At 70.6% G+C, this 19,993-nt stretch carries 18 protein-coding genes; 9 read left to right on the top strand and 9 right to left on the bottom strand.

Features of this window, described 5'->3' with window-relative positions:
• Position 1 precedes the first annotated feature (1 nt).
• The 3 genes from gnd (at position 2) to OG504_RS10775 (ending at position 3,036) form a co-directional block, all read left to right on the top strand.
• Positions 2-877, top strand: a complete 876-nt coding sequence (gnd, locus tag OG504_RS10765) for a phosphogluconate dehydrogenase (NAD(+)-dependent, decarboxylating) (protein ID WP_405989589.1) — start codon at positions 2-4, stop codon at positions 875-877.
• A 7-nt stretch (positions 878-884) separates the two neighbouring features.
• Complete coding sequence (locus tag OG504_RS10770) at positions 885-1,472, top strand: histidine phosphatase family protein (RefSeq protein WP_405989590.1); 588 nt, start codon at positions 885-887, stop codon at positions 1,470-1,472.
• A 100-nt stretch (positions 1,473-1,572) separates the two neighbouring features.
• Positions 1,573-3,036 carry a membrane-associated oxidoreductase gene (locus OG504_RS10775; protein ID WP_405989591.1) on the top strand — a complete coding sequence of 488 codons (1,464 nt, stop codon included), beginning with the start codon at positions 1,573-1,575 and terminating at the stop codon, positions 3,034-3,036.
• Here OG504_RS10775 and OG504_RS10780 read toward each other — a convergent pair.
• Both OG504_RS10780 and OG504_RS10785 read right to left on the bottom strand, forming a co-directional pair.
• On the bottom strand, positions 3,023-4,822 hold the full coding sequence (locus OG504_RS10780; RefSeq protein ID WP_405989592.1) for a bifunctional sugar phosphate isomerase/epimerase/4-hydroxyphenylpyruvate dioxygenase family protein: 1,800 nt from the start codon (positions 4,820-4,822) through the stop codon (positions 3,023-3,025). The two genes, OG504_RS10775 and OG504_RS10780, sit on opposite strands and share 14 nt — an antisense overlap.
• Before the next feature lie 34 nt (positions 4,823-4,856).
• The gene (locus tag OG504_RS10785) at positions 4,857-5,744 is read right to left on the bottom strand and encodes a shikimate dehydrogenase (RefSeq protein WP_405989593.1); all 888 of its coding nucleotides are present in this window, start codon (positions 5,742-5,744) and stop codon (positions 4,857-4,859) included.
• A 189-nt stretch (positions 5,745-5,933) separates the two neighbouring features.
• Here OG504_RS10785 and OG504_RS10790 point away from each other — a divergent pair, with 189 nt between their 5' ends.
• Both OG504_RS10790 and OG504_RS10795 read left to right on the top strand, forming a co-directional pair.
• A complete protein-coding gene (locus OG504_RS10790; protein WP_033285796.1) occupies positions 5,934-6,599 on the top strand; it encodes a TetR/AcrR family transcriptional regulator in 666 nt (221 codons plus the stop codon).
• A 205-nt stretch (positions 6,600-6,804) separates the two neighbouring features.
• Complete coding sequence (locus OG504_RS10795; protein ID WP_405989594.1) at positions 6,805-8,145, top strand: MFS transporter; 1,341 nt, start codon at positions 6,805-6,807, stop codon at positions 8,143-8,145.
• 252 nt (positions 8,146-8,397) lie between these two features.
• On the opposite strand, the gene OG504_RS10800 is transcribed toward OG504_RS10795, so the two are convergent.
• Positions 8,398-8,736, bottom strand: coding sequence for a hypothetical protein (locus OG504_RS10800; RefSeq protein ID WP_405989595.1), 339 nt, complete (start codon positions 8,734-8,736; stop codon positions 8,398-8,400).
• Between the two features lie 218 nt (positions 8,737-8,954).
• Here OG504_RS10800 and OG504_RS10805 point away from each other — a divergent pair, with 218 nt between their 5' ends.
• Entirely contained in the window at positions 8,955-11,036 is a 2,082-nt protein-coding gene (locus OG504_RS10805; RefSeq protein WP_405989596.1) for a glycoside hydrolase family 31 protein, read from the top strand.
• A 122-nt stretch (positions 11,037-11,158) separates the two neighbouring features.
• Here OG504_RS10805 and OG504_RS10810 read toward each other — a convergent pair whose 3' ends face one another.
• Complete coding sequence (locus OG504_RS10810) at positions 11,159-11,608, bottom strand: PPOX class F420-dependent oxidoreductase (protein ID WP_405989597.1); 450 nt, start codon at positions 11,606-11,608, stop codon at positions 11,159-11,161.
• A 98-nt stretch (positions 11,609-11,706) separates the two neighbouring features.
• On the opposite strand from OG504_RS10810, the gene OG504_RS10815 reads away from it, so the two are divergent.
• The 3 genes from OG504_RS10815 to OG504_RS10825 all read left to right on the top strand — a co-directional run bounded on the left by OG504_RS10815 (position 11,707) and on the right by OG504_RS10825 (position 14,938).
• The gene (locus OG504_RS10815) at positions 11,707-12,288 is read left to right on the top strand and encodes a TetR/AcrR family transcriptional regulator (RefSeq protein ID WP_405996298.1); all 582 of its coding nucleotides are present in this window, start codon (positions 11,707-11,709) and stop codon (positions 12,286-12,288) included.
• Positions 12,285-13,643, top strand: coding sequence for an MFS transporter (locus OG504_RS10820; protein ID WP_405989598.1), 1,359 nt, complete (start codon positions 12,285-12,287; stop codon positions 13,641-13,643). The genes OG504_RS10815 and OG504_RS10820 overlap by 4 nt, the downstream gene beginning before the upstream one ends.
• 65 nt (positions 13,644-13,708) lie before the next feature.
• Positions 13,709-14,938 carry a serine hydrolase domain-containing protein gene (locus tag OG504_RS10825; RefSeq protein ID WP_405989599.1) on the top strand — a complete coding sequence of 410 codons (1,230 nt, stop codon included), beginning with the start codon at positions 13,709-13,711 and terminating at the stop codon, positions 14,936-14,938.
• A gap of 25 nt (positions 14,939-14,963) precedes the next feature.
• Here the strand turns inward: OG504_RS10825 and OG504_RS10830 are convergent, their stop codons facing one another.
• The 5 genes from OG504_RS10830 to ribA are packed head-to-tail and all read right to left on the bottom strand — an operon-like array spanning position 14,964 to position 19,984.
• A complete protein-coding gene (locus OG504_RS10830) occupies positions 14,964-16,118 on the bottom strand; it encodes a saccharopine dehydrogenase family protein (protein WP_405989600.1) in 1,155 nt (384 codons plus the stop codon).
• Positions 16,111-17,178, bottom strand: coding sequence for a saccharopine dehydrogenase (locus OG504_RS10835; RefSeq protein WP_405989601.1), 1,068 nt, complete (start codon positions 17,176-17,178; stop codon positions 16,111-16,113). The genes OG504_RS10830 and OG504_RS10835 overlap by 8 nt, the downstream gene beginning before the upstream one ends.
• Positions 17,175-18,320, bottom strand: coding sequence for an NAD(P)/FAD-dependent oxidoreductase (locus OG504_RS10840; RefSeq protein ID WP_405989602.1), 1,146 nt, complete (start codon positions 18,318-18,320; stop codon positions 17,175-17,177). The genes OG504_RS10835 and OG504_RS10840 overlap by 4 nt, the downstream gene beginning before the upstream one ends.
• Positions 18,317-19,288, bottom strand: a complete 972-nt coding sequence (locus OG504_RS10845) for an ornithine cyclodeaminase family protein (protein ID WP_405989603.1) — start codon at positions 19,286-19,288, stop codon at positions 18,317-18,319. The genes OG504_RS10840 and OG504_RS10845 overlap by 4 nt, the downstream gene beginning before the upstream one ends.
• A 33-nt stretch (positions 19,289-19,321) precedes the next feature.
• Entirely contained in the window at positions 19,322-19,984 is a 663-nt protein-coding gene (gene ribA, locus OG504_RS10850; protein WP_318019959.1) for a GTP cyclohydrolase II, read from the bottom strand.
• Positions 19,985-19,993 lie beyond the last annotated feature (9 nt).

A 19,993-nucleotide genomic window follows, 5' to 3' on the forward strand; every position in this document is an offset into this window, starting at 1 on the left:
CATGCAGCTCGGACTGATCGGCCTCGGCAAGATGGGCGGCAACATGCGCGAGCGCATCCGCCGCGCGGGCCACACCGTCATCGGCTACGACCGCAACCCCGAAGTGACCGACGTCGAGAGCCTCGCCGAACTGGTCGGCAAGCTCGAAGCGCCGCGCACGGTATGGGTGATGGTCCCGGCCGGTGCCCCCACCCAGTCGGTCGTCGACGAGCTGGGCGAGCTGCTCCAGCCCGGTGACGTCATCGTGGACGGCGGCAACTCCCGCTGGACGGACGACGAGAAGCACGCCGAGGAGCTGGGCGCCAAGGGCATCGGCTTCGTCGACGCGGGCGTGTCCGGTGGTGTGTGGGGCCTGAAGAACGGCTACGCGCTGATGGTCGGCGGCGACGCCGAGAACATCGCGAAGGTGCAGCCGATTTTCGACGCGCTGAAGCCCGAGGGCGAGTTCGGCTTCGTGCACGCCGGCAAGGTGGGTGCCGGGCACTTCTCCAAGATGGTTCACAACGGTATCGAGTACGCCATGATGCAGGCGTACGCCGAGGGTTGGGAGCTGCTGGAGAAGGCCCACTCCGTCACGGACGTGCGGGAGGTGTTCCGTTCCTGGCAGGAGGGCACCGTCATCCGCTCGTGGCTGCTGGACCTGGCGGTCAACGCCCTTGACGGCGATGAGCACTTGGACAAGCTGCGCGGTTTCGCGGAGGACTCCGGCGAGGGCCGGTGGACCGTCGAGGCGGCCATCGACAACGCCGTGCCGCTGCCCGCGATCACGGCCTCCCTCTTCGCGCGGTTCGCCTCGCGTCAGGACGACTCCCCGCAGATGAAGATGATCGCGGCGCTGCGCAACCAGTTCGGCGGTCACGCCGTCGAGTCCAAGTAGGCGCGCCGTGGGGGATCTTCTGCTGGTCCGCCACGGCGAGACGGAGTGGAGCGTGTCGGGCCAGCACACCAGCTGGACCGACCTGCCCCTCACCCAGCACGGCGAGGAACAGGCCAAGTCCCTCGCTCCGCTCCTCTCGGACCGGGCCTTCGCTCTCGCACTCACCAGCCCGCTCGGCCGCGCGATACGCACCGCCGAACTCGCGGGCATCACCGGGGCCGTACCCGACCCCGACCTGCACGAGTGGGACTACGGCGCCTACGAGGGCGTCACCACCGTCGACATCCACCGCACCCGCCCCGACTGGTACTTGTGGACCGACGGGGTGCCGCCGGGCCCTGCCGGACACCCCGGTGAGTCCCCGGACGAGATCAGCGCCCGGGCCGACCGGGTCCTGAAGCGGGTGGACACCGCGCTCGTGGACGGTGACGTGATCCTCGTGGCCCACGCCCACTTCCTCCGCGTCCTCACGGCCCGCCGCCTGGGCCTCACGGCGGCGGACGGCCGCCTGTTCCAGCTGGCCACCGGCACGGTCAGCCGCCTCTCCACCGAGCACGACCGCCCGGTGATCGCGGAGTGGAACACCCGACCGTAACAACGGCACAACTCCACGGCCCGGACCACGCGTTGACGTGCGGTCCGGGCCGTCGTCGTCCCCTGTGCCCGCGCGCCCTCCGCGACTAGAGTCCCGCCTGATGGAGATCAACGATCTGACACCGGCCGAGGAACAGGTGTGGCGGGCGTTCCCGTTGGGCGAGTCCGTGGACTTCCGCACGACGGAGGACGAGGACGTGGCCCTCGGCTCCGGCTGGGGGCCCGAACGGACCGTCCGCGCCGAGGTGTTGCGGGCTCTGCTGCTCAACGGGCCCCAGGAAGCAGGCGAGATAGCGTCGCTGAGCCTGGCGGGCGCCCGGATCAGCGGCAGGCTCGATCTGCAGTACGCGACGATCGACCACCCCGTCCGGCTGCGGTACTGCCACTTCGACGAGGTGCCCCGCTGCTACGCGGCCCGGCTGCGCGAACTCAACCTCGGCGACTCCGTCCTGCCCGGGCTGACCGCCCACGCGATGCGGGTGGACGGCGTGCTGCGGCTGACCCGGGCCCGGTTCAGCGGGCTGGTGCGGCTTGCCGGAGCGAAGATCGCCGGGAGCCTGTATCTGGAGGGCACGGAGATCATCGCTCCGGACGAGGAGCAGCCCGTGCTGCAGCTCAATCAGGCGGCCATCGGGGACGATCTCCGGGCGACCGGACTGCGCACACAGGGTCAGATACGGCTCAGCGGCGCGAGTGTCGCCGGGTCGGTCAACCTCAACACGGCGCATCTCTCCCACCCCGGAGACTCCGCCATCGACGCCGAGGTACTCGTCGTGGAGGGCAACTTCCTGCTCCGGCTGGCCCGCGTGGAGGGCTGGGTCGGTCTGCGCGGCGCCCGGATCGCGGGCCGACTGGACCTGTCGTACACCAGCCTGTCGAACCCGGGCGGCTCCGCACTGTTGGCGGGCAGCTCCACCATGGGGGAACTCTGGCTGCGCGAAGGGCCGCCCGTGACAGGGAATTTCGTGCTGCACAGTGCGCAGATCGACGTCCTGTGGCTGGAGCCGACCATGCTGCCGGACCAGGTCTCCCTCACCAGCCTCGCCTACACCTCGCTCACCCCGCACATACCGGCCGCCCGTCGGCTGACCATGCTCGAACGGGACACCGAAGGCTATGTCCCGCACGCCTACGAGCAGTTGGCCGCCGCCTACCGCCGCGTCGGCGACGACTACTCCGCTCGCACCGTCCAACTGGCCAAGCAGCGCCGCCTGCGCGGCACCCTCCGGTGGTACAACCGGATCTGGGGCTACGTCCAGGACGCCACCGTCGGCTACGGCTTCCGCCCGCTGCGCGCCTGCGGCTGGCTCCTGTCGCTGCTGGCCATCGGCGCGCTCACCTACGGCCTCCACCACCCCCACGCCCTCAAGGCGTCCGAGGCCCCGCACTTCAACCCGGTGTTCTACACGCTCGACCTGCTGCTCCCGGTGATCTCCTTCGGACAGGAGGAGGCGTTCGCGCCGAACGGCTGGTACCAGTACCTCGCCTACGCCCTGATCATCACCGGCTGGATCCTGGCCACGACGGTCGTCACCGGCGTGACCCGGACCGTCAGCCGCCAGTGAGCCGCTTCGCCGCGTGCTGGGCGGCCAGCCGCACCGGCGCGTTCTGGGCGCCGTAACCCCGGTAGCCCGGCTCGCGCTGGACCAGTTCGAAGAAGACGCGCCCGACCGTCCGGGTGTAGCAGTGCCGGAACTCGCCGCCCGCGTCACGGTCGTAGAGGATCCCGAGGTCCTGGTACGTCGCCAACTCGCCCTCGGTGAAGTCGAATCGGGCCGCAAGGTCGTCGTAGTAGTTCGCGGGCATACGCAGCAGTTGGCCGCCGGACTCGCGGAAGCGGCGGGCCGCGGTGACCACGTCCTCCGTTGCGAGGGCGATGTGTTGGGCGTGGGCGCCGTCCTCGCTGGGGGCCGCGCCGACGCTCAACGCGATACGGACGCTGCCGTCGGGGGTGGTGACGGCTCGGCTGCGCAACAGGCCGTAGGGGTCGGCGACGTCGACGCTCTCCTGAGCCTGGAGCCCAAGGACACTGCGGTGGAAGAGAGTTGCCTCGTCGAAGTGGTGCCACGGCTGGGTGAGGGCGAGGTGGTCCATGCGCTGGATGCCTGCCCCTGAGGGCAGTTGGCCGGCGGTGTCGGTGAAGTCGGCTCGCCAGCCCGGGAGTTCGGGGGTGGTGCGGGCGCAGAAGAAGAGTTCCGTGCCGTCCGGTGCGGCCACGGCGTCGAGTTGGGCGTCCTCGGGGGTACGGCGGCGGGGCAGGACCGGCGCGAGGAGGGCCTCGGCGCGGCGGGCGGCGCCGTCCGGGTCGGGTGATTCCAGGCCGATTGCCGCGAGGGTCGTACCGTCCCGGCGTAGGGCGGGGCCGGTGTTGACCAGGATGCGGGCCTCGCCCTGTTGCCACAGGTCCACGGGTTTGCCGTGGTGGCGGGCCACGCGGGCGAAGCCGAGGGCGGCGAGCAGGGCGGTGACGGGTTCCGCGTCGGGGGTGACGAGTTCGGCGAAGGCGATGCCCGTGGGGACGACGGGAGTTGGGGGCTCCAGGACGCCGACCGTCTCCTGGAGGACCAGCAGCGAGCGTTGGGCGTCGACCGCTGTCGGGCCGGCTTCCGCCTGCCGGAACACGTCGTTGAAGACCTCCAGCGAGAGCGGGCCGTCGTAACCGGCGGTCAGGACGTGCCGTACGAGTCCGGCGATGTCGAAGCCGCCCTGGCCGGGGAAGCAGCGGTAGTGGCGGCTCCACTGCAGGACGTCCATCGCGAGCAGCGGGGCGTCGGCGAGCTGGAGGAAGAAGATCTTCTCGCCGGGGATGTCCTCGATGCCCTTGGGATCGGAGCCCCGGGACAGGATGTGGAAGCTGTCGAGGCAGGTGCCGAGCGCGGGGTGGTCGGCGCTCTCGACGATGCGCCAGGCGTGATCGTACGTGCTGACATGCCGTCCCCAGGCGAGCGCCTCGTAGGCGACGCGGACGCCGAACTCCTGTGCCAGGTCGGCCAGTTGGCCGAGCTGGGCGGCGGCGAGCGCGTCGTCGTCCTCGGCGAGCGGGGAGACGCTGGAGCAGACGAGGACGGTGTCGGTGCCGAGCCTGCGCATCAGCTCGAACTTGTGCCGGGCACGGCGCAGGTTGCGGGCGAACTCGGCCTCGGGCACGGCCTCGATGTCCCGCATCGGCTGGTAGAGGTCGATGGTCAGGCCGAGGTCGGCGCACCGGGCGCGGATCTCCTCGGGGGTCAACGGGCTGGCGAGCAGGTCGTTCTCGAAGATCTCGACGCCGTCGAAGCCGGCCCGGGAGGCGGCCGTGAGCTTCTCGGTGAGAGAGCCGCTGAGGGAGACGGTGGCGATGGATGTCCGCATCGGAGTACCTCTCTGGCTGGAAGCGGGCGCGGCGCTATTTCGGTGCGGGCACGGCACCGGCCAACTCGGCGATGTCCGCGAGCATGTGCGCGCTGTCGGGTTCCCGGCCGGTGAACAGGCGGAACGCGTCCGCCGCCTGGAAGACCGCCATGCCGCCACCGTCGAGGGTGGCGCAGCCCAACGCGCGGGCGGTGCTCAGCAGTTGGGTCTCCAGCGGGCGGTAGACCACTTCGGCGACCCACAGCTCGGAGTGCAACAGGCGTGGGGGGAAGGGCAGTCCGGGGTGGGCGGCCATCCCGGTGGGCGTGGCGTGGACGATGCCGTCGGCGGCGGCGAGGAGTTCGGGCAGCCGGTCGGGGGTGGCGCCGACGGCGCGGCCCGGGCCGAAGTGGCGGTTCAGGGAGTCGGCGAGGGCGTTGGACCGTTCCGGCAGCGCGTCGACGACGGTGACGCGCTCGGCGCCGAGGGTGAGCGTGGCGTGTGCCACGGCCGCGCCCGCGCCACCGGCGCCGAGCTGGACGACGCGTTCCATGGGTGCGTCGGGCAGTCCGCGTGCGAAGGAGGCGGCGAAGCCGGTGACGTCCGTGTTGTGGCCGATCGCGCGGCCGTCCGCCTCGAGGACGACGGTGTTGACCGCGCCCAGCGCCTCGGCCTGCGGGGCGAGCCCGTCGAGGTGCTCGATGACGAGCTGCTTGCAGGGGTGGGTGATGTTGAGCCCGTCGAAGCCCAAGTCGCGGGCGGCGCGCACCAGTTCGCCGACCGCCTCCGGGCCGACGCCGAGTGTGTCGATGTCGATGAGCCGGTACACATAGCGCAGACCCTGCCGGTCGGCCTCGCGCTCGTGCAGGGCCGGGCTGAGGGAGGGCCCGATGCCGGAACCGATCAGCCCGACGAGATACGAGTCCTTGAAGACATCGGCCACGGCGGCCCTCCTGAGTGGCTCACTAATGTACGAACTAGTACGTTAGCTATATCAGCATCGTCCGGCTACGGGAAGCCCCCGGCCACGCACTCCGGAAGCCCCGCCGCGGACTCGGCCGACCGCCACCGTCCGGCCCTTCTACAATCGGCCGCACACCGCGCCCACGCCCGAACGAAGCCGAGGAACCCGATGACCAGCGTCGAAGAACCGGCACGACCGAACGGGCGCATCCGCGACGCGGCCCGCACCAAGGCCGAGATCCTCGACGTGGCCACCCACGAGTTCGCCCGGGCCGGCTACGACGGCGCCCGCGTCGACGAGATCGCCGCCCGTACCCGCACCACGAAGCGGATGATCTATTACTACTTCGGCGGCAAGGAACAGCTCTTCACGGCTGTTCTGGAACGGTCCTACGGCGTGATCCGCGAGGCCGAACGGGGCCTGGACGTCGAGCACCTGGACCCGGTCGCGGCGATCCGCCGGCTCGCGGAGCTGACCTTCGACCACCACGAGCAGCACCCGGACTTCATCCGCCTGGTGTCGATCGAGAACATCCACGGCGCCGAGCACATCGCCGCCTCCGAGAAGCTCGGGAAGATCGGCTCGCCCGCCCTCGACGTGATCCGCCGCATCCTGGAGGCGGGCCAGAAGTCCGGCCTGTTCACGGCCGACGTGGACGCCGTCGACCTGCACGCGATGATCAGTTCCTTCTGCTTCTTCCGGGTCGCCAACCGGCACACCTTCGGCGCCCTGTTCGGCCGCGACCTGGTGGCACCGGCGCAGCGCGAGCACTACCGGACGATGCTGGGCGACATGGTGATCGCCTACCTGACGGCGGAGCGCGCGACGGACTGAAGTCGCCCGACGGCCCCCCTTGACACCTGGGAAACGTGAGCGCAACATCCCTACCCACCGAGACTAACTACCCAGTGGGTTAATTAGCCGCGACCCGGCGCCACCTCCCCCGCGTCTCCCCGACGCCCCCGACGCCCCCGTCACACCCGTCGCCCCCGTCTCCGCTCACTCCGCCCACGGTGGAGTTTCCCCGAAGGAGCAAGCCGTGTCCGTCCCCGCCAAAGCCGTCGGGCAACCGAAAAAGGCCGCCACCGCCGCCTGGATCGGCAGCGCCCTGGAGTACTACGACTTCTTCATCTACGGCAGTGCCGCCGCGCTGATCTTCCCGAAGGTCTTCTTCGACGACTCGGACCCGGCGACCGCGACCCTGCTCTCCCTCGCGACCTTCGGTGTCGCCTACGCGGCCCGGCCGGTCGGCGCGCTGTTCCTCGGGCACTTCGGCGACCGGGTCGGCCGCAAGAAGATCATGATCTTCACGCTGCTGCTGATGGGCCTGTCGACGTTCCTCATCGGCTGCCTGCCCACGCGAGGCCAAGTCGGCGGCCTGGCACCGGTGTTGCTCGTACTGTGCCGGGTCCTGCAGGGCATCTCGGCGGCGGGCGAGCAGGCGAGCGCCAGTTCCATGACGCTGGAACACGCGCCGGCGGACCGGCGCGGCTTCTTCACCAGTTTCACGCTGGGCGGCACCCAGGGCGGCCAGCTCATCGCCACGCTCGTGTTCCTCGCGGTGGCCCAACTCCCGGACAAGCAGCTGCTGTCATGGGGTTGGCGCGTTCCGTTCTGGGCGAGCGTGCTGGTCGCGGTGGCCGGCTTCTTCATCCGCCGCAACCTTCAGGAGACCCCGGCCTTCGCCGAGCAGGCCGCGACCGAGGGCGTCGTCAAACTGCCGCTCGTGGTGCTGCTGCGCGAGCACTGGGCGGACGTCCTGCGGGTGATCGCGGGCGCGCTGATCGCCTCCGTCTCGACGATCTTCACGGTGTGGGCGCTGGCCTACGCGACCAGTGACTCCGTCGGCATGTCCCGCTCGTCGATGCTGTGGGTGGGCGCGCTCGCCAACCTCGTCGCGCTCGCCGCGATCCCCCTGTGGGCCACCCTGTCCGACCGCATCGGCCGCCGCCCGGTGTATCTGATCGGCGCGGTCGGCAGCGCGATCACGATGTTCCTCTACCTCTGGGCCATCTCGACGGGCTCCTACGCCCTCACCCTGATCCTCGGCATCGTCGCTTTCGGCGTCGTCTACAGCGCCGCGAACGGCGTGTGGCCCTCCTTCTACGGCGAGATGTTCTCGACCCGGGTCCGGCTGTCCGGCATGGCGATCGGCACGCAGATCGGCTTCGCGGTGGCCGGGTTCGCGGTCACGTTCGCCGCGCAGATCGCGGGTCCGGACGGCACGGACTGGTCCTCGGTGGCACTGTTCACGGCGGCGCTGTGCGTCCCGCCGGTGATCGCGGCGATCTCGGCCCGCGAGACGAACACGGTGCCGACGGAACTGCTCGGCACCCGGTCACCCCGGGAGGCGTCGCAGCCGGAGACGGTGACGGCCTGACCTCAGTGCCTCAACCACCGCACCCCTGGGCTCCGTTGCCCGGGGGTTTCGGTTTCCGAGGCGGCGCTCAGACCGTCTCGGAACCTCGGTACGCGTACATGTCGGCGAGGAACTTCCGGCGCAGTGCGGTGTGTTGGCGCCGACGCCCTGGCCCGGGGTCATCGTGTGGATGGCGTCGCCGAGCAGGGTGATGGTGGTGGTCGGCCAGGGGTCGACGGGGACGGAGGTGGCGATCCGGCGCAGGTCGGGGTGTCAGTTCCGGGTCGACTCCGGTGCGATGTCGACGAGTTGCCTGCCGCGCTGCTGGTGCGTGTCCTCGGGGAAGTGGTCGTGGGCGCTCCAGATCGACAGGTTGATGCAGTCGCGTGCGGTGTCGAACCGCAGGCCGGACCAGCTGCCCGACAGGGCTGTGCCGGCAGGGTTCTTGGGCCTTCCCTGGTCGTCCCACTTGAACTCCATGACGTGGAGCACGCCGATCATGCCCTTGGTGCCGAAGATGAGGGACAGCCCGTTGAGGACCTCGTCCGAGAGCAGGGCGCGAGTCGCGGGGCGATGATGCCGGCGCCCCTGATCTCCGCGTGCGGCAGACACTGGCGCCGCACCGCCGAGCGCGTGCCGTCCGCGGCGACCGAGACATCGGCCTTCTTCAGTCCGTGCGCCAGGCACATCCCTGGGCCCTCCCTTCGCGCGGGCAACCCGTTGACAGATGACGTTTCGCGCAAGAACATCGGCCGGAACGAGCAGAAAAGAACAGCGCCGTTGCACGGCAACACCATGACTCTCCCGTCTCCCGCAGAAGGACATGAGTGGTGCGCATCTTTTCCCGCAAGTTCGGCTGCCTCCTCGCGACCGCCCTGACCGTGGCGTTCCTGCCGTCGACGGCCCACGGCACCCCGACGACCGCACCGGGACGCGCGACGGTCTCCGCGTCCTCGGCCGGGGTGTCGCTGAAGGTCCCGTCGGCACCCGGCTCCCCCGGCTACTCCGTCACCGTACCGACCACCGGTCAACTCACCCTGACCACAAGAAGATCGGGCCGCACGGTCCTCGCCACGGCCGCCGACGCCCTCCGCTTCAGGGCCGGTTCGGGATCCGACTGGCAGCACGCGACGACACTCACCGGCTGGAGTTGGCACGCAGGTGTGCTCACCCTGACGGCCGACACGACCCTCGCGGACACGACGGTCGAGGCCCGGCTCACGCCCATCGCCGACAGGTACCGACTCGACTGGGACGTGAAGGGAGTTGGGGCGACGGAACTCGGCCTCACCTACGGCCTCTCCCCCTCCGGCCACTGGTACGGCCACGGCGAGACCACCACCCCCGCCGGCGGGCCGTACACCGACCAGCCGTGGCCGCTGGACGCCGGGCAGGTCGAACAGCCGGACTTCGGCCCGGCGTCGTACCAGATGGTCGATCCCTTCTGGTACACGGAGAGTTCGGCCGGTCTGTACGTCGACACCGGCGACACGATGGACGTCTCCCTCAACGCCGGCCAGGACGGCCTGGGCCGCTTCGGCGTCGACTCGGGCGGCACCTACAAGGCCACGGTGTTCGTCGAGTCGACACCGCGCGCGGTCTACGACGACTACATCGGCGTCGTCGGCACTCCGCACCAGAGCGACGCGACGTACGAGCAGTACGCGGAGCCGCTGTGGAACTCGTGGGCGCAGTTCTACACGGGCGTGAACCAGGAGAAGCTCCTCGCCTACGCAACCGCCTTGCACGACAAGGGACTTGGCGGACACACCGTCCAGCTGGACGACAAGTGGGAGTCCGACTACGGCAACATGACCTTCGACCCGAAGGCCTACCCGGACCCCAAGGCGATGTCGGCCCAAATCCACGCCCTGGGCTACGACTTCGGCCTCTGGGTCACCCTCTGGATCAACCTCGACTCCACCAACTACCAGTACGCCGCCGACCACGACTACCTCCTCCACGACGCGGCCGACCCGACGAAACCGTGCACGGTCACCTGGTGGAACGGCACCGCCGGGATCGTCGACCTCGGCAACCCGGCCGCGAAGGCCTGGTACCAGGGCAACTTGAAGACGTTGATGGACACGTACGGCGTCGACGGCCTCAAGTTCGACACCCGCTTCTTCGACGACCAGTGCGCACCGCGCGCGGGTTACACCGGCACCGACTACCAGCGCCTCGGCTCCGAACTCGCCGACTCCTACGACCTCCAGGGGGCCGGCATCCGCGTCCACTGGGGCAGCGCCGCGCACGAGGCCGGGTTCGTCGTCCGCCAGATCGACAAGGGCACCGACTGGAACTCCCTCCAGGCGTCCGTCTCCCAGAACCTCGCCCTGTCGACCATCGGCTACCCCTTCGTCGAGACCGACATGATCGGCGGCTCCCTGGGCCAACCCGCCCCGACGAAGGAGGTGTTGGTGCGCTGGGCGCAGTCGTCGTCGTACATGCCGCTGATGTACGCGTCGACATCCCCGGCGGGCACCACGGATGTGACGACCGGTCAGCAGGTGCCCTACGACGACCGGACCGTCGCCCTGTACCGCGACGCGATCGCCCGCCACCAGCGGCTGGCGCCGTACATCTGGGACCAGGTGCAGCACACGTTGCGGACCGGGGACCCGATCGTGCGGCCACTGTTCTTCGACTTCCCGCAGGACAGGGCGAGTTACACGATCAACGACGAGTGGATGCTCGGCCCCGCGGTCCTCGCGGCGCCGAACCTCACCGCGTCGGCCTCGCGGGACATCCATCTGCCGGCGGGCACGTGGTACGACGTCAACCGGGGTAGGACGGTCAAGGGCCCCGTGACACTGAAGTCGTACGCGACACCACTGACGGTGACACCGGCCTTCGTGAACCTGCGCGCGCAGGGCGCCGCCAAGGCACTCGCCGCCCTGCGCCGCCAGTAAGGGCCTCCGCGTGCCCCGGCCGATTTCAGGGGCGGCCGGGGCACGCGGGCCCGGGGGCCGGCGGCCCGGAACACCGCACGACGGCGCCCCCCGACATCGCAGCCCTCACCGCTCGCGACGGCTCAACCCCGGTCGGTCCTCGCCGGAATCCCGTACGCCCGCTCCACCCGCAACCGCAGTACCAGCCGCCGGTCCCGCACCATCGCCGCCCGGTAGTCGTCCCAGTCCGGATGCTCGCCGAGGACATCGCGGTAGAGCCGGATGAGTTCCTCGACGGTGTCGTCGTGCGGGTCGGCGGCGACCGGGGTGAGGTCGGCCGTGCCCTCGGCGACCGTGAAGGCCCAGCGGTCGGGGCTGGTCACGTGGTACGAGGCGCGGGGGTCCCGGCGCAGGTTTCGGGTCTTGGCGCGGCCGTCGGTGATCGACACCCGGATGATCCGCTCGTCGGGGTAGTAGGCGTGGCTGACGTTCGACAGCTGGGGCCGGCCGTCCTTCTTGAGGGTGACCAGTACCCCGCCGTGGCCCTCGGAGAGCAACTGGAGCAGTGCGTCCTGCGTCGCGTCGTGAGTCATGCATCCATCAACCGTGTGAAGCAGGTCACGCATTCCCCGAGTCGGGAGCCGACGAGTAGACACTGTCTACGGATTGTTGGTAGACAGTGTCCATGAGCATGAGCGAACCGGAAGCAGGGCTACGGGGCCGCCTGGTCGACGTCGGTGTGGAGCTGGTGGCCCAGGAAGGTGCGCAGGCGTTGACCCTGCGCGAGATCGCCCGGCGGGCCGGTGTCTCCCACGGGGCACCGCGCCGTTACTTCCCCACCCACCTGGAACTCCTGTCCGCCATCGCACGGCGCGGCTTCGCCGACCTGGGCGAGCGGGCGACGGGAGCCCTCGGGGAGGCTGAAGCGAACCCGCGTGCACAGCTGACAGCGCTGGGCCACGTCTACCTGGAGTTCGCGCTCGGGAACCCGGGCATGTACGAGTTGATGTTCCGTCACGATCTGCTGGAGAGCGGACACTTGGGGCTGCGGGACACCAGCCTTCCCTTGTTCGGCGTCCTGGTGGACCTGGTCGGCCGGGCCCGTCCCGACGTGGACGCCCGGCTGGTCGCGGGCGCGTTGTGGGCGAACCTGCACGGCGTCGCCCAGCTCTGGCGTTGGGGCAGCCTCCAACTCGCCACCGGCGCCGACGACTTCGTCCCCCTGCTGCGGTCGGCCCTCGACGCGCACCTCGGTCCGGAGGCCACCCGATGACGGTTCACCGGAGGCTCGTACTGGCGAGCAGTGCGGCGGGGGCTGCGATCGTCGCTCTGGACGGAACCGTCCTCACCGTCGTACAACCCACCCTGCAAAGGGAGTTGGGGGCGTCCCTCGCGCAGGTCCAGTGGACGAGCACCGCGTATCTGGTCGCCGTGGCAAGCCTGTTGGTGTCGGCCGGGCGGATCGGGGACCGGTACGGGCATCAGCGCGTGTTCGGGCTCGGCATGCTCGGCTTCGGTGTCGCCTCGGCCGGGATCGGTCTGGCGCCCGGGGTCGGCTGGGTGATCGGACTCCGGGTCGTCCAGGGGGCGTTCGGGGCGCTGCTCCAACCGGCCACGCTCGGCATGCTGCGCGCCGCGTTCCCGCCCGACCGGCTCGGCATGCCCGTCGCCGTACGGACGAGCGTGATCGGAATCGCGGCCGCCGCCGGGCCGTTGGTGGGCGGGGCGTTGGTCGGCGCGGTGGGCTGGCGGGCCGTGTTCTTCCTCAACGTCGTGCCCTCGCTCGTGTTCGGCGTGCTCGCCCTCACTGTTCGGGACCCACAGCAACGGCAACTGAACGGCATCCGGTTCGATCTGCCCGGCGCCCTGCTGCTCGCGCTCTCCCTCGCCTCTCTCGTCCAGGCACTGGTGGACCTCCCCGGTTCGGCCGCCGGGTTGGCCGTATCGGCGCTGGCCGGCGTCTCCTTCGTACGCCACGAACGTCGTACGGCACATCCGCTCCTGCCACCGGACGTCGTCGGCTCGGCCGCGATCCGTGGGGCGCTCGGAATGCTGCTCGCCGCGTCGGCCGCGTTCTCCGGGACGCTGTTCGTCGTCACCTATTTCCTGCAGGACACGATGGGACTTGGCCCGTTCCAAAGCGCGCTCCGAGGGCTGCCGTTGGCCGCCGCGATGGTGCTCGCGGCACCCGCGACCGCCGTGGTGCTGCGCCGGGCCGGGGACCGTTCCACGGCCGGGGTGGCGATGGTGGTCGTAGCCCTGGCTGTGCTCGTGCTGTCCCGGGCCTCCGGCACAGTCACGGTATGCGCGGGTTTCGCCCTCCTAGGGGCCGGGTTCGGGACGGTGATGGTGGCCGCGACCCAAGTCGTCGTACGGGAGGCGGCCGTTGAGTCGGCGGGGGTGGCGGGCGGGCTCAAACAGACCGCGGTGAACGTGGGGCCGACGCTCGGGGTCGCCGCGGGAAGTGCGCTGATGGCCGGAAGTGGCCGGGAATCGGCGCTCGGAATCCTCGCCGCGGTGGCCCTGACCGGCGCTCTCGCCTGTCTCGCGCTGCCCGGGCGGACAGTCGCGTCGCTCACACATCCCCCCGTTACAGGAGACCGCGCAGGTGTTCCTGCGCGACGATGAGTTCCGAGGTGTCCGGGGCCGGGTATGCGGGACCCCACCTCGTGAACGCAATTCGGAGGAGAGCCATGGCACAGCTGCGACAAGAGGTCGACCCGGACGAGGTCGGACTGGATCACAAGGCGCTGGACCGCCTGGACCAGCACTTCGCCCACTACGTCGACGTGGAGCGCCTGCCGGGCTTCCTGGTGTCCGTGGCCCGCGGCGGCCGCGTCGCCCACCTCACCGCCCACGGGCACCGCGATGTCGCGGCCCAACGGCCCGTCACGCCCGACACGTTGTACCGGATCTACTCCATGACCAAACCGGTCACCGCGGTCGCCGCGCTGATCCTGATGGAGGAGGGCAAGCTCTCCCTGGACGACCCGGTCGGCCGTCATCTGCCGGCCTTCGCGGACATGCGGGTCTACGACAGCGGTTCCGGCGCCGACGTGAAGACGCGGCCGGTGGAGCAGCCGATGCTGATCCGGCACCTGATGACCCACACCTCGGGCATGACCTTCGCGTTCTACCACTCGCACCCGGTCGACGCCCTGTACCGGGAGGCGCACCTGGAGTCGTCCGTGCCGCCCGGCGCGAACCTCGCCGAGGCGATCGACATCTACGCGAGCCTGCCGCTCCAGTTCGAGCCGGGCACGCAGTGGAACTACTCCGTCGCCTCGAACGTGCTCGGCCGCGTCATCGAGGTGGTCTCCGGGCAGCGGCTCGACGAGTTCTTCGCCGAGCGGATCTTCCGGCCACTCGGGATGCCGGACGCCGGTTTCCAGGTCCCGGTCGAAAAGGCCGACCGGCTCTCCGAGTTGTACGGCGACGCCGACGGCGGCGGTATCGAGCCGATCGCCGGGCTGCCGCTGCGGGGCGGCCGGCCGCGGTTCCTGTCGGGCAGTGGTGGGATGGCGGCGAGCCCGTACGACGTGCACCGGTTCGCGGAGTTCCTGCGCCGCCGGGGCGAACTCGACGGCACCCGGCTGCTCGCGCCCGAGACCGTCGACCTCATGGCCAGCAACCACCTGCCCGGCGGCGCCGACATGCGCGCCTTCGGCAGCCCCGCGCATCAGGAACCCGGCAACGACGGCATGGGTTTCGGCCTCAGCGTCTCCGTGGTCATCGACCCCGAGCGCACCCAATCCCCCATGGGACTGGGCGCGTTCGGGTGGAGCGGCGCGGCGACGACGACGTTCTGGGTGGACCCGAGCCGCGATCTCACCGTGCAGTTCATGACCCAGCTCCGGCCGAAGCACTCCCTGAAGATCATCCCGGAGCTGAAGCAACTGGTGCACGAGGCGGTCACCGACTGAGGCTCAGCCGCTGCCCCTGTTACCGCTACTGATCAACTCGCAGTGTGAACTCCAGCCCCTCCCCCGCCAGTTCACTCAGCCACTCCCGTGACCGTTCCGCCGTCTCCGCCGCCCGGTTCAGGCCGGACGGCAGGTCGTCGGAGAGGATGTGGCGGACGGCGAGGGAGAGCGGGCGCGAGACACAGCGGGCCATCGCGCTCTCCTCCTCGTCACCGACCAGGTCGAGGAGGTAGCTGCCGGACCAGGTCCTGCCCGTGTCGCCCCGGACGTCCAGGGACACCGCGAGGACGACCCGGTCGTGGTCGGCGTCCGTGGTGGGGTAGGTCGCCGCCAACTCCCTTGCCAGCGCGGCGATCCGGGTGTCGTCGCCCGCCTTCAGCTCCTCGAACACCGCGTCCCAGGCCCGGAGCCAGCCATCGAGACGCAGGGTGCCGCGCACGAACGTCCGCGGCGTCCAGCCCGTCGGCAGCCCGTACTGCTCGATGAACGGCACGCTGTCCCGGTTCGGATAGACCTCGAAGGTCTCCCCGTCGACGACATGCGGCCGGGTCACCTCCCAGGGCCGGTCGGCCGTGGTCTCCTCACCGTCCTCCAGGTAGCGCGCCGGCGAGCGCAGCGCCCCCAGCACTCCGGCCGGTGCCCAACTGAACCGGTACCGGAAGTCGTTGGGCACCGCGGGCACCCCGCCGCAGTACGAGGTGAGGCTGTACGAGGCCGCCGTGCCCTCGCCGATCGCCTCCCGGGCGCGGGCGACGAGGCTGTGCGCGAAGAGATGGTCGATGCCGGGGTCGAGACCGGCCTCGGTGAGGACGACGATCCCCGCCTTCTCGGCCGCCGGTACCTGTTCCAGGACGGCGTCCGAGACATAGCTGGAGCAGGCGAAGTGTGCCTGCCGTCGCACGCAGACCGCCAGCAGCGCCGCGTGTTCGGGCGCGGGCAGCATGGAGACGACGACATCTCCGGGCGCCAACTCGGCCGTGAGCGCGGCGAGTTCGAAAGCACGCGGTTCGGCGCGTCCCGTCAGGCCGAGGTGATCGAGGGCCCGCGCCGCCCGCTCCTCGGTGCGGTGCCACAGCCGTACCCGCCCGGCGGTGTCGCAGAGCAGGCCGAGACCGCTGCCCGTGGACAGTCCGGCGCCGATCCAGTGGACGGTACCGCTCGCGCGCACCACGTCAGACATGGCCCAACTCCCCTTCCGCCACGGCGATTCCGAGCTCCCGGGACTTCGTACGGAACAGGTCCAGGTCGCGTCCCCACGCCTCGCCGGTCCCGAAGTCCAGGAGGTGGGGCAGCAGCGCGGCCGAGAAGTCGGCGCTGGACTCCCTCGGCAGGAGGGACGGCAGGTTGTCGATCGCGATGAGGTCGAGCGGGGGACGCTCGCGCAACTGCCGTACCGGGGCGTCCCATTCGGTCGTGCGGTCGTAGACCGGCAGGACGTTGAGCGGTGATCCGACGTCGCAGGTGACGTCGGAGACGGTGCGGAGGCGGCGGGTCGGGTCGTCCAGGTCCGTCTCGCGGAGGAAGGGCGGGACCGGGGTCGTGGCCAGAACGCAGTTGACCAGCACGTCGTGGGCCAACAGGGCGGGGCGGTCGAGGTTCTGGGTCTCGGGCAGGTCCCAACAGGTCGGGTCGATTCCGGCCGTGGAGAACGCGACCCGTGCACCGCGCCCGCTGCGGCCGAGCGCTCCGATCACCAGCGCGCCGAACTCCGGGTCCCCCGCGGCGGGTTGGAGCAGCTCGTCCAACTCCTCCTTCGAGGTGGGCGTCAGCGGGGCGACCAGTCGGCCCCGGTGCTGGAGGACGGCCAGGGCCGCGCCCAAGTAGCCCGCCCAGAAGCCGAACGCGGCGAGGCGGCGCCCTTTGCCGTCCACCAGGTATTCGAGGTCGAGGAGCGCTCCTCCACCGGCCGCGAACCGGCTCAGCAGGTCCATCGCTCCCGGCTGGCCCTTGTAGGCGTGCCCGAAGAAGATGTGACGGTGGGTCAACTCCTTCGGTTCGTCCGGGAGTTCCTTCAGGCCGAGGATCACCGTGTCCTGCGGCGCCGACGCCCAGGAGTCCGCGGGTGCGACGCGGGCGCCGATCGCCTCGTATTCCTCGATCGGGAAGATCCGTTGCGGGGACTCCTCGACCGTGAGGGTCACGCCGTTCTCGACGAGGTGGCGGGCGGCGGCGGGCACGACCGGCGTGCGGCGTTCGGTCGTGCGGGGCTCGTGGCGCAGCCACAGATGGAGCTCGGTCATACCAGGTTGACCTCCGGGCGCGGGGCGTCGGCCGCGAACCGGCCGGCGCTCAGGGGGCTGACGTCCACGAAGGGTACGTGGCCGAGGTACAGGTCGCGGACGACCTCGCCGACGGCCGGTCCCTGGAGGAAACCGTGGCCGGAGAAGCCGGTGGCGTAGAGGAAGCGGGAGACCGAAGTCGCCTCGCCGATCAGGGCGTTGTGGTCCGGCGTGTTCTCGTACAGGCCCGCCCAGCCGCCGGTGCGGCGCAGTTCCAGGAGGTCGGGGGCGCGGCGGCGCATGGCGTCGGCGAGGCGGGGGATCCAGCGGTCGTGGGTGTCCGTGGCGAAGCCGGGGCGCTCGTCGGGGTCTGACATGCCGACGAGGAGGCCGGGGCCCTCGGTGTGGAAGTAGAGGCTGGTGGTGAAGTCGATCGTCATGGGGAGGTTGGGCGGCAGTCCCGTCACCGGTTCCGTGACCGCGATCTGGCGGCGCAGCGGCTGCACGGGGAGGTCCACGCCCGCCATCGCGCCGATCCCCTTGGACCAGGCGCCGGCCGCGCAGATCACGGTGTTGGTGTCGATGCGGCCGAGGGTCGTCACGACCGCCGTGATGGTGTCGCCGTGCGTCTCGATGCCGGTGACGTCGGTGTGGCGCAGGATCGTCGCGCCGTGGGCGCGGGCGGCGGAGGCGTAGCCGTGGACGACGGCCTCGGGGGTGCAGTGGCCGTCGTCGGGCGAGTAGGCGGCGGCGATGAGGCCTTCGGTGCTGATCAGCGGGGAGAGGCGGCGGGCCTCGGCGGGGTCGATGATGCGGCTTTGCACATTGAGCGAGTTCTGCAGCCGGACGCCCGCCTCGAAGGACGCGACGTCCTCGGGTGTGGAGAGGAGGAACAGGTAGCCGACGCGATGTAACCCGATGTCGTACCCTGTGTCCTCCTCGAAGCGGTCGAAGGCCTCCAGGCTGCGGGCGCCGAGCTGCACGTTGAGGCCGTCGGAGAACTGCGCCCGCACTCCGCCGGCGGCCTTCGACGTGGATCCGGCGGCGAGTTCGTCCCGTTCGACGAGGACGACGTCACGGACTCCGGCCCGGGCCAGGTGGTAGGCGATGCTGGTGCCGATGACCCCGCCGCCGATGACGACGACCTCTGCCTGACGCTTCACGGGCGCTCCTTCTTGGCCGCGTGGATGACGGCCCAGGCCGCGGCCGCGTCCTGGATGCCGAGTCCGACGCTGTTGTAGTGGACGATGTCGTCGGGTCGGGTGCGTGCGGCGCGGCGGCCGGTGAGGACGGCGCCGAGCGGGATCAGGTCGTCGGGGGTCAACAGGCCCTCGCGCAGGGCGCCGACGATCGGTCCGGCGTGCTCGGCGGCCGTCTCCGGGTCGTCGACCACGACGGCCGCGGATCGCCGTAGGACGTCCAGGTCGACCTCGCTGCGGGTGGGTTCGAAGGAGCCGACGCTGACGACCGTGCAGCCGGGCGCGAGCCAGGCGCCGTGCACCACGGGGGTGGTGCTGAGCGTGCAGGCCGCGATCACGGACGCGTCGGTCACGGCTGCCTCCGCGGTGGCCACCGCCTGGACGGGGAAGGGGAGTTCGGCCGTCAGTGTCTCCGCGGCCTGTGCGCGCCGCTGGGGGTTCGGGCTCCACAGCCGTACGGACTTCAGGTCCCGGACCCGGGCGATCGCGCGGACGTGGGCGAGGGCCTGGGTGCCCGAACCGAGGACGCCGAGGTGGGCGGCGTCGGGGACGGCCAACGCATCCACGGCCACGGCACTGCCCGCGGCCGTGCGCAGGGTCGTCACCGCCGTGCCGTCCATGACCGCGACCAGCTGTCCGGTGGACCGGTCCAGGGCGCTGATCACCGCGTGGATCGTGGGCAGCCCGGCGTGCGCGTTGGCCGGGTTGACGCTGCCGAACTTCGCCACGGCCCCGGTGTCCGCCGACAGCCGGGAGACGTAGGCGAAGACGACGCTGTCGTCGAAACGGCTCGGGTGCATGATCTTGCCGGGCAGGTCGGCGTCGCCGTCACCGAGCGCGGTGAAGGCCGCGCGCTGCGAGGCGATGGCCGCGTCGGCGTCGAGCAGGTCCGTGACCCGGTCGCCGGAGAGGAAGAGGACGTCGTCGGTCATTCCCTCTTCCTGTCCGGACCGCGCTCACCCGAATCAGGACCAGTGCGCCACCGCGTCCAAATGGGGCAGGTGGTGGTCGAGACGCTCCCGCTTGGTGCGGAGGTAGGTGATGTTGTTCTCGCACGGCGGGATCAACAGCGGTACCTCTTCGGAGACTTTGATGCCGTGTTCCAGCAACGCCTCGCGTTTGCGCGGGTTGTTGGAGAGCAGGCGGACGCTGGCGACGCCCAGGTCGTGCAGGATCTCGGCGGCGACGCCGTAGTCGCGGGCGTCGACCGGGAGGCCGAGAGCGAGGTTCGCCTCGACGGTGTCCAGGCCCTCCGCCTGCAGGGCCATCGCGCGCAACTTGGCGAGCAGGCCTATGCCTCGGCCCTCGTGCCCTCTCAAGTAGACGACGATGCCCCGGCCTTCGGCGACGACGGCCCGCATCGCGGCGTCCAACTGGTCGCCGCACTCGCAGTGCTGGGAGCCGAAGGCATCGCCCGTCAGGCACTCCGAGTGGAGTCGGGTGAGTACGTCGTCCGTGCCGATGTCGCCGTAGACCAGGGCCACTTGCTCGTCACCGCGGTCGTGGTCCAGGTAGCCGATCGCCTGGAATTTGCCGTACACGGTGGGCAAGGGAGCATTCACGACACGTTCCGCGCCCCTGGGCTGCGCGGACTTCTGCTTGCCGAGTACGCCAATGTTTTCTGTCATGATCTGGTT

It is taken from the genome of Streptomyces sp. NBC_00986 (assembly GCF_045162565.1).
In the GTDB taxonomy this organism is placed as follows: Bacteria; Actinomycetota; Actinomycetes; order Streptomycetales; family Streptomycetaceae; genus Streptomyces.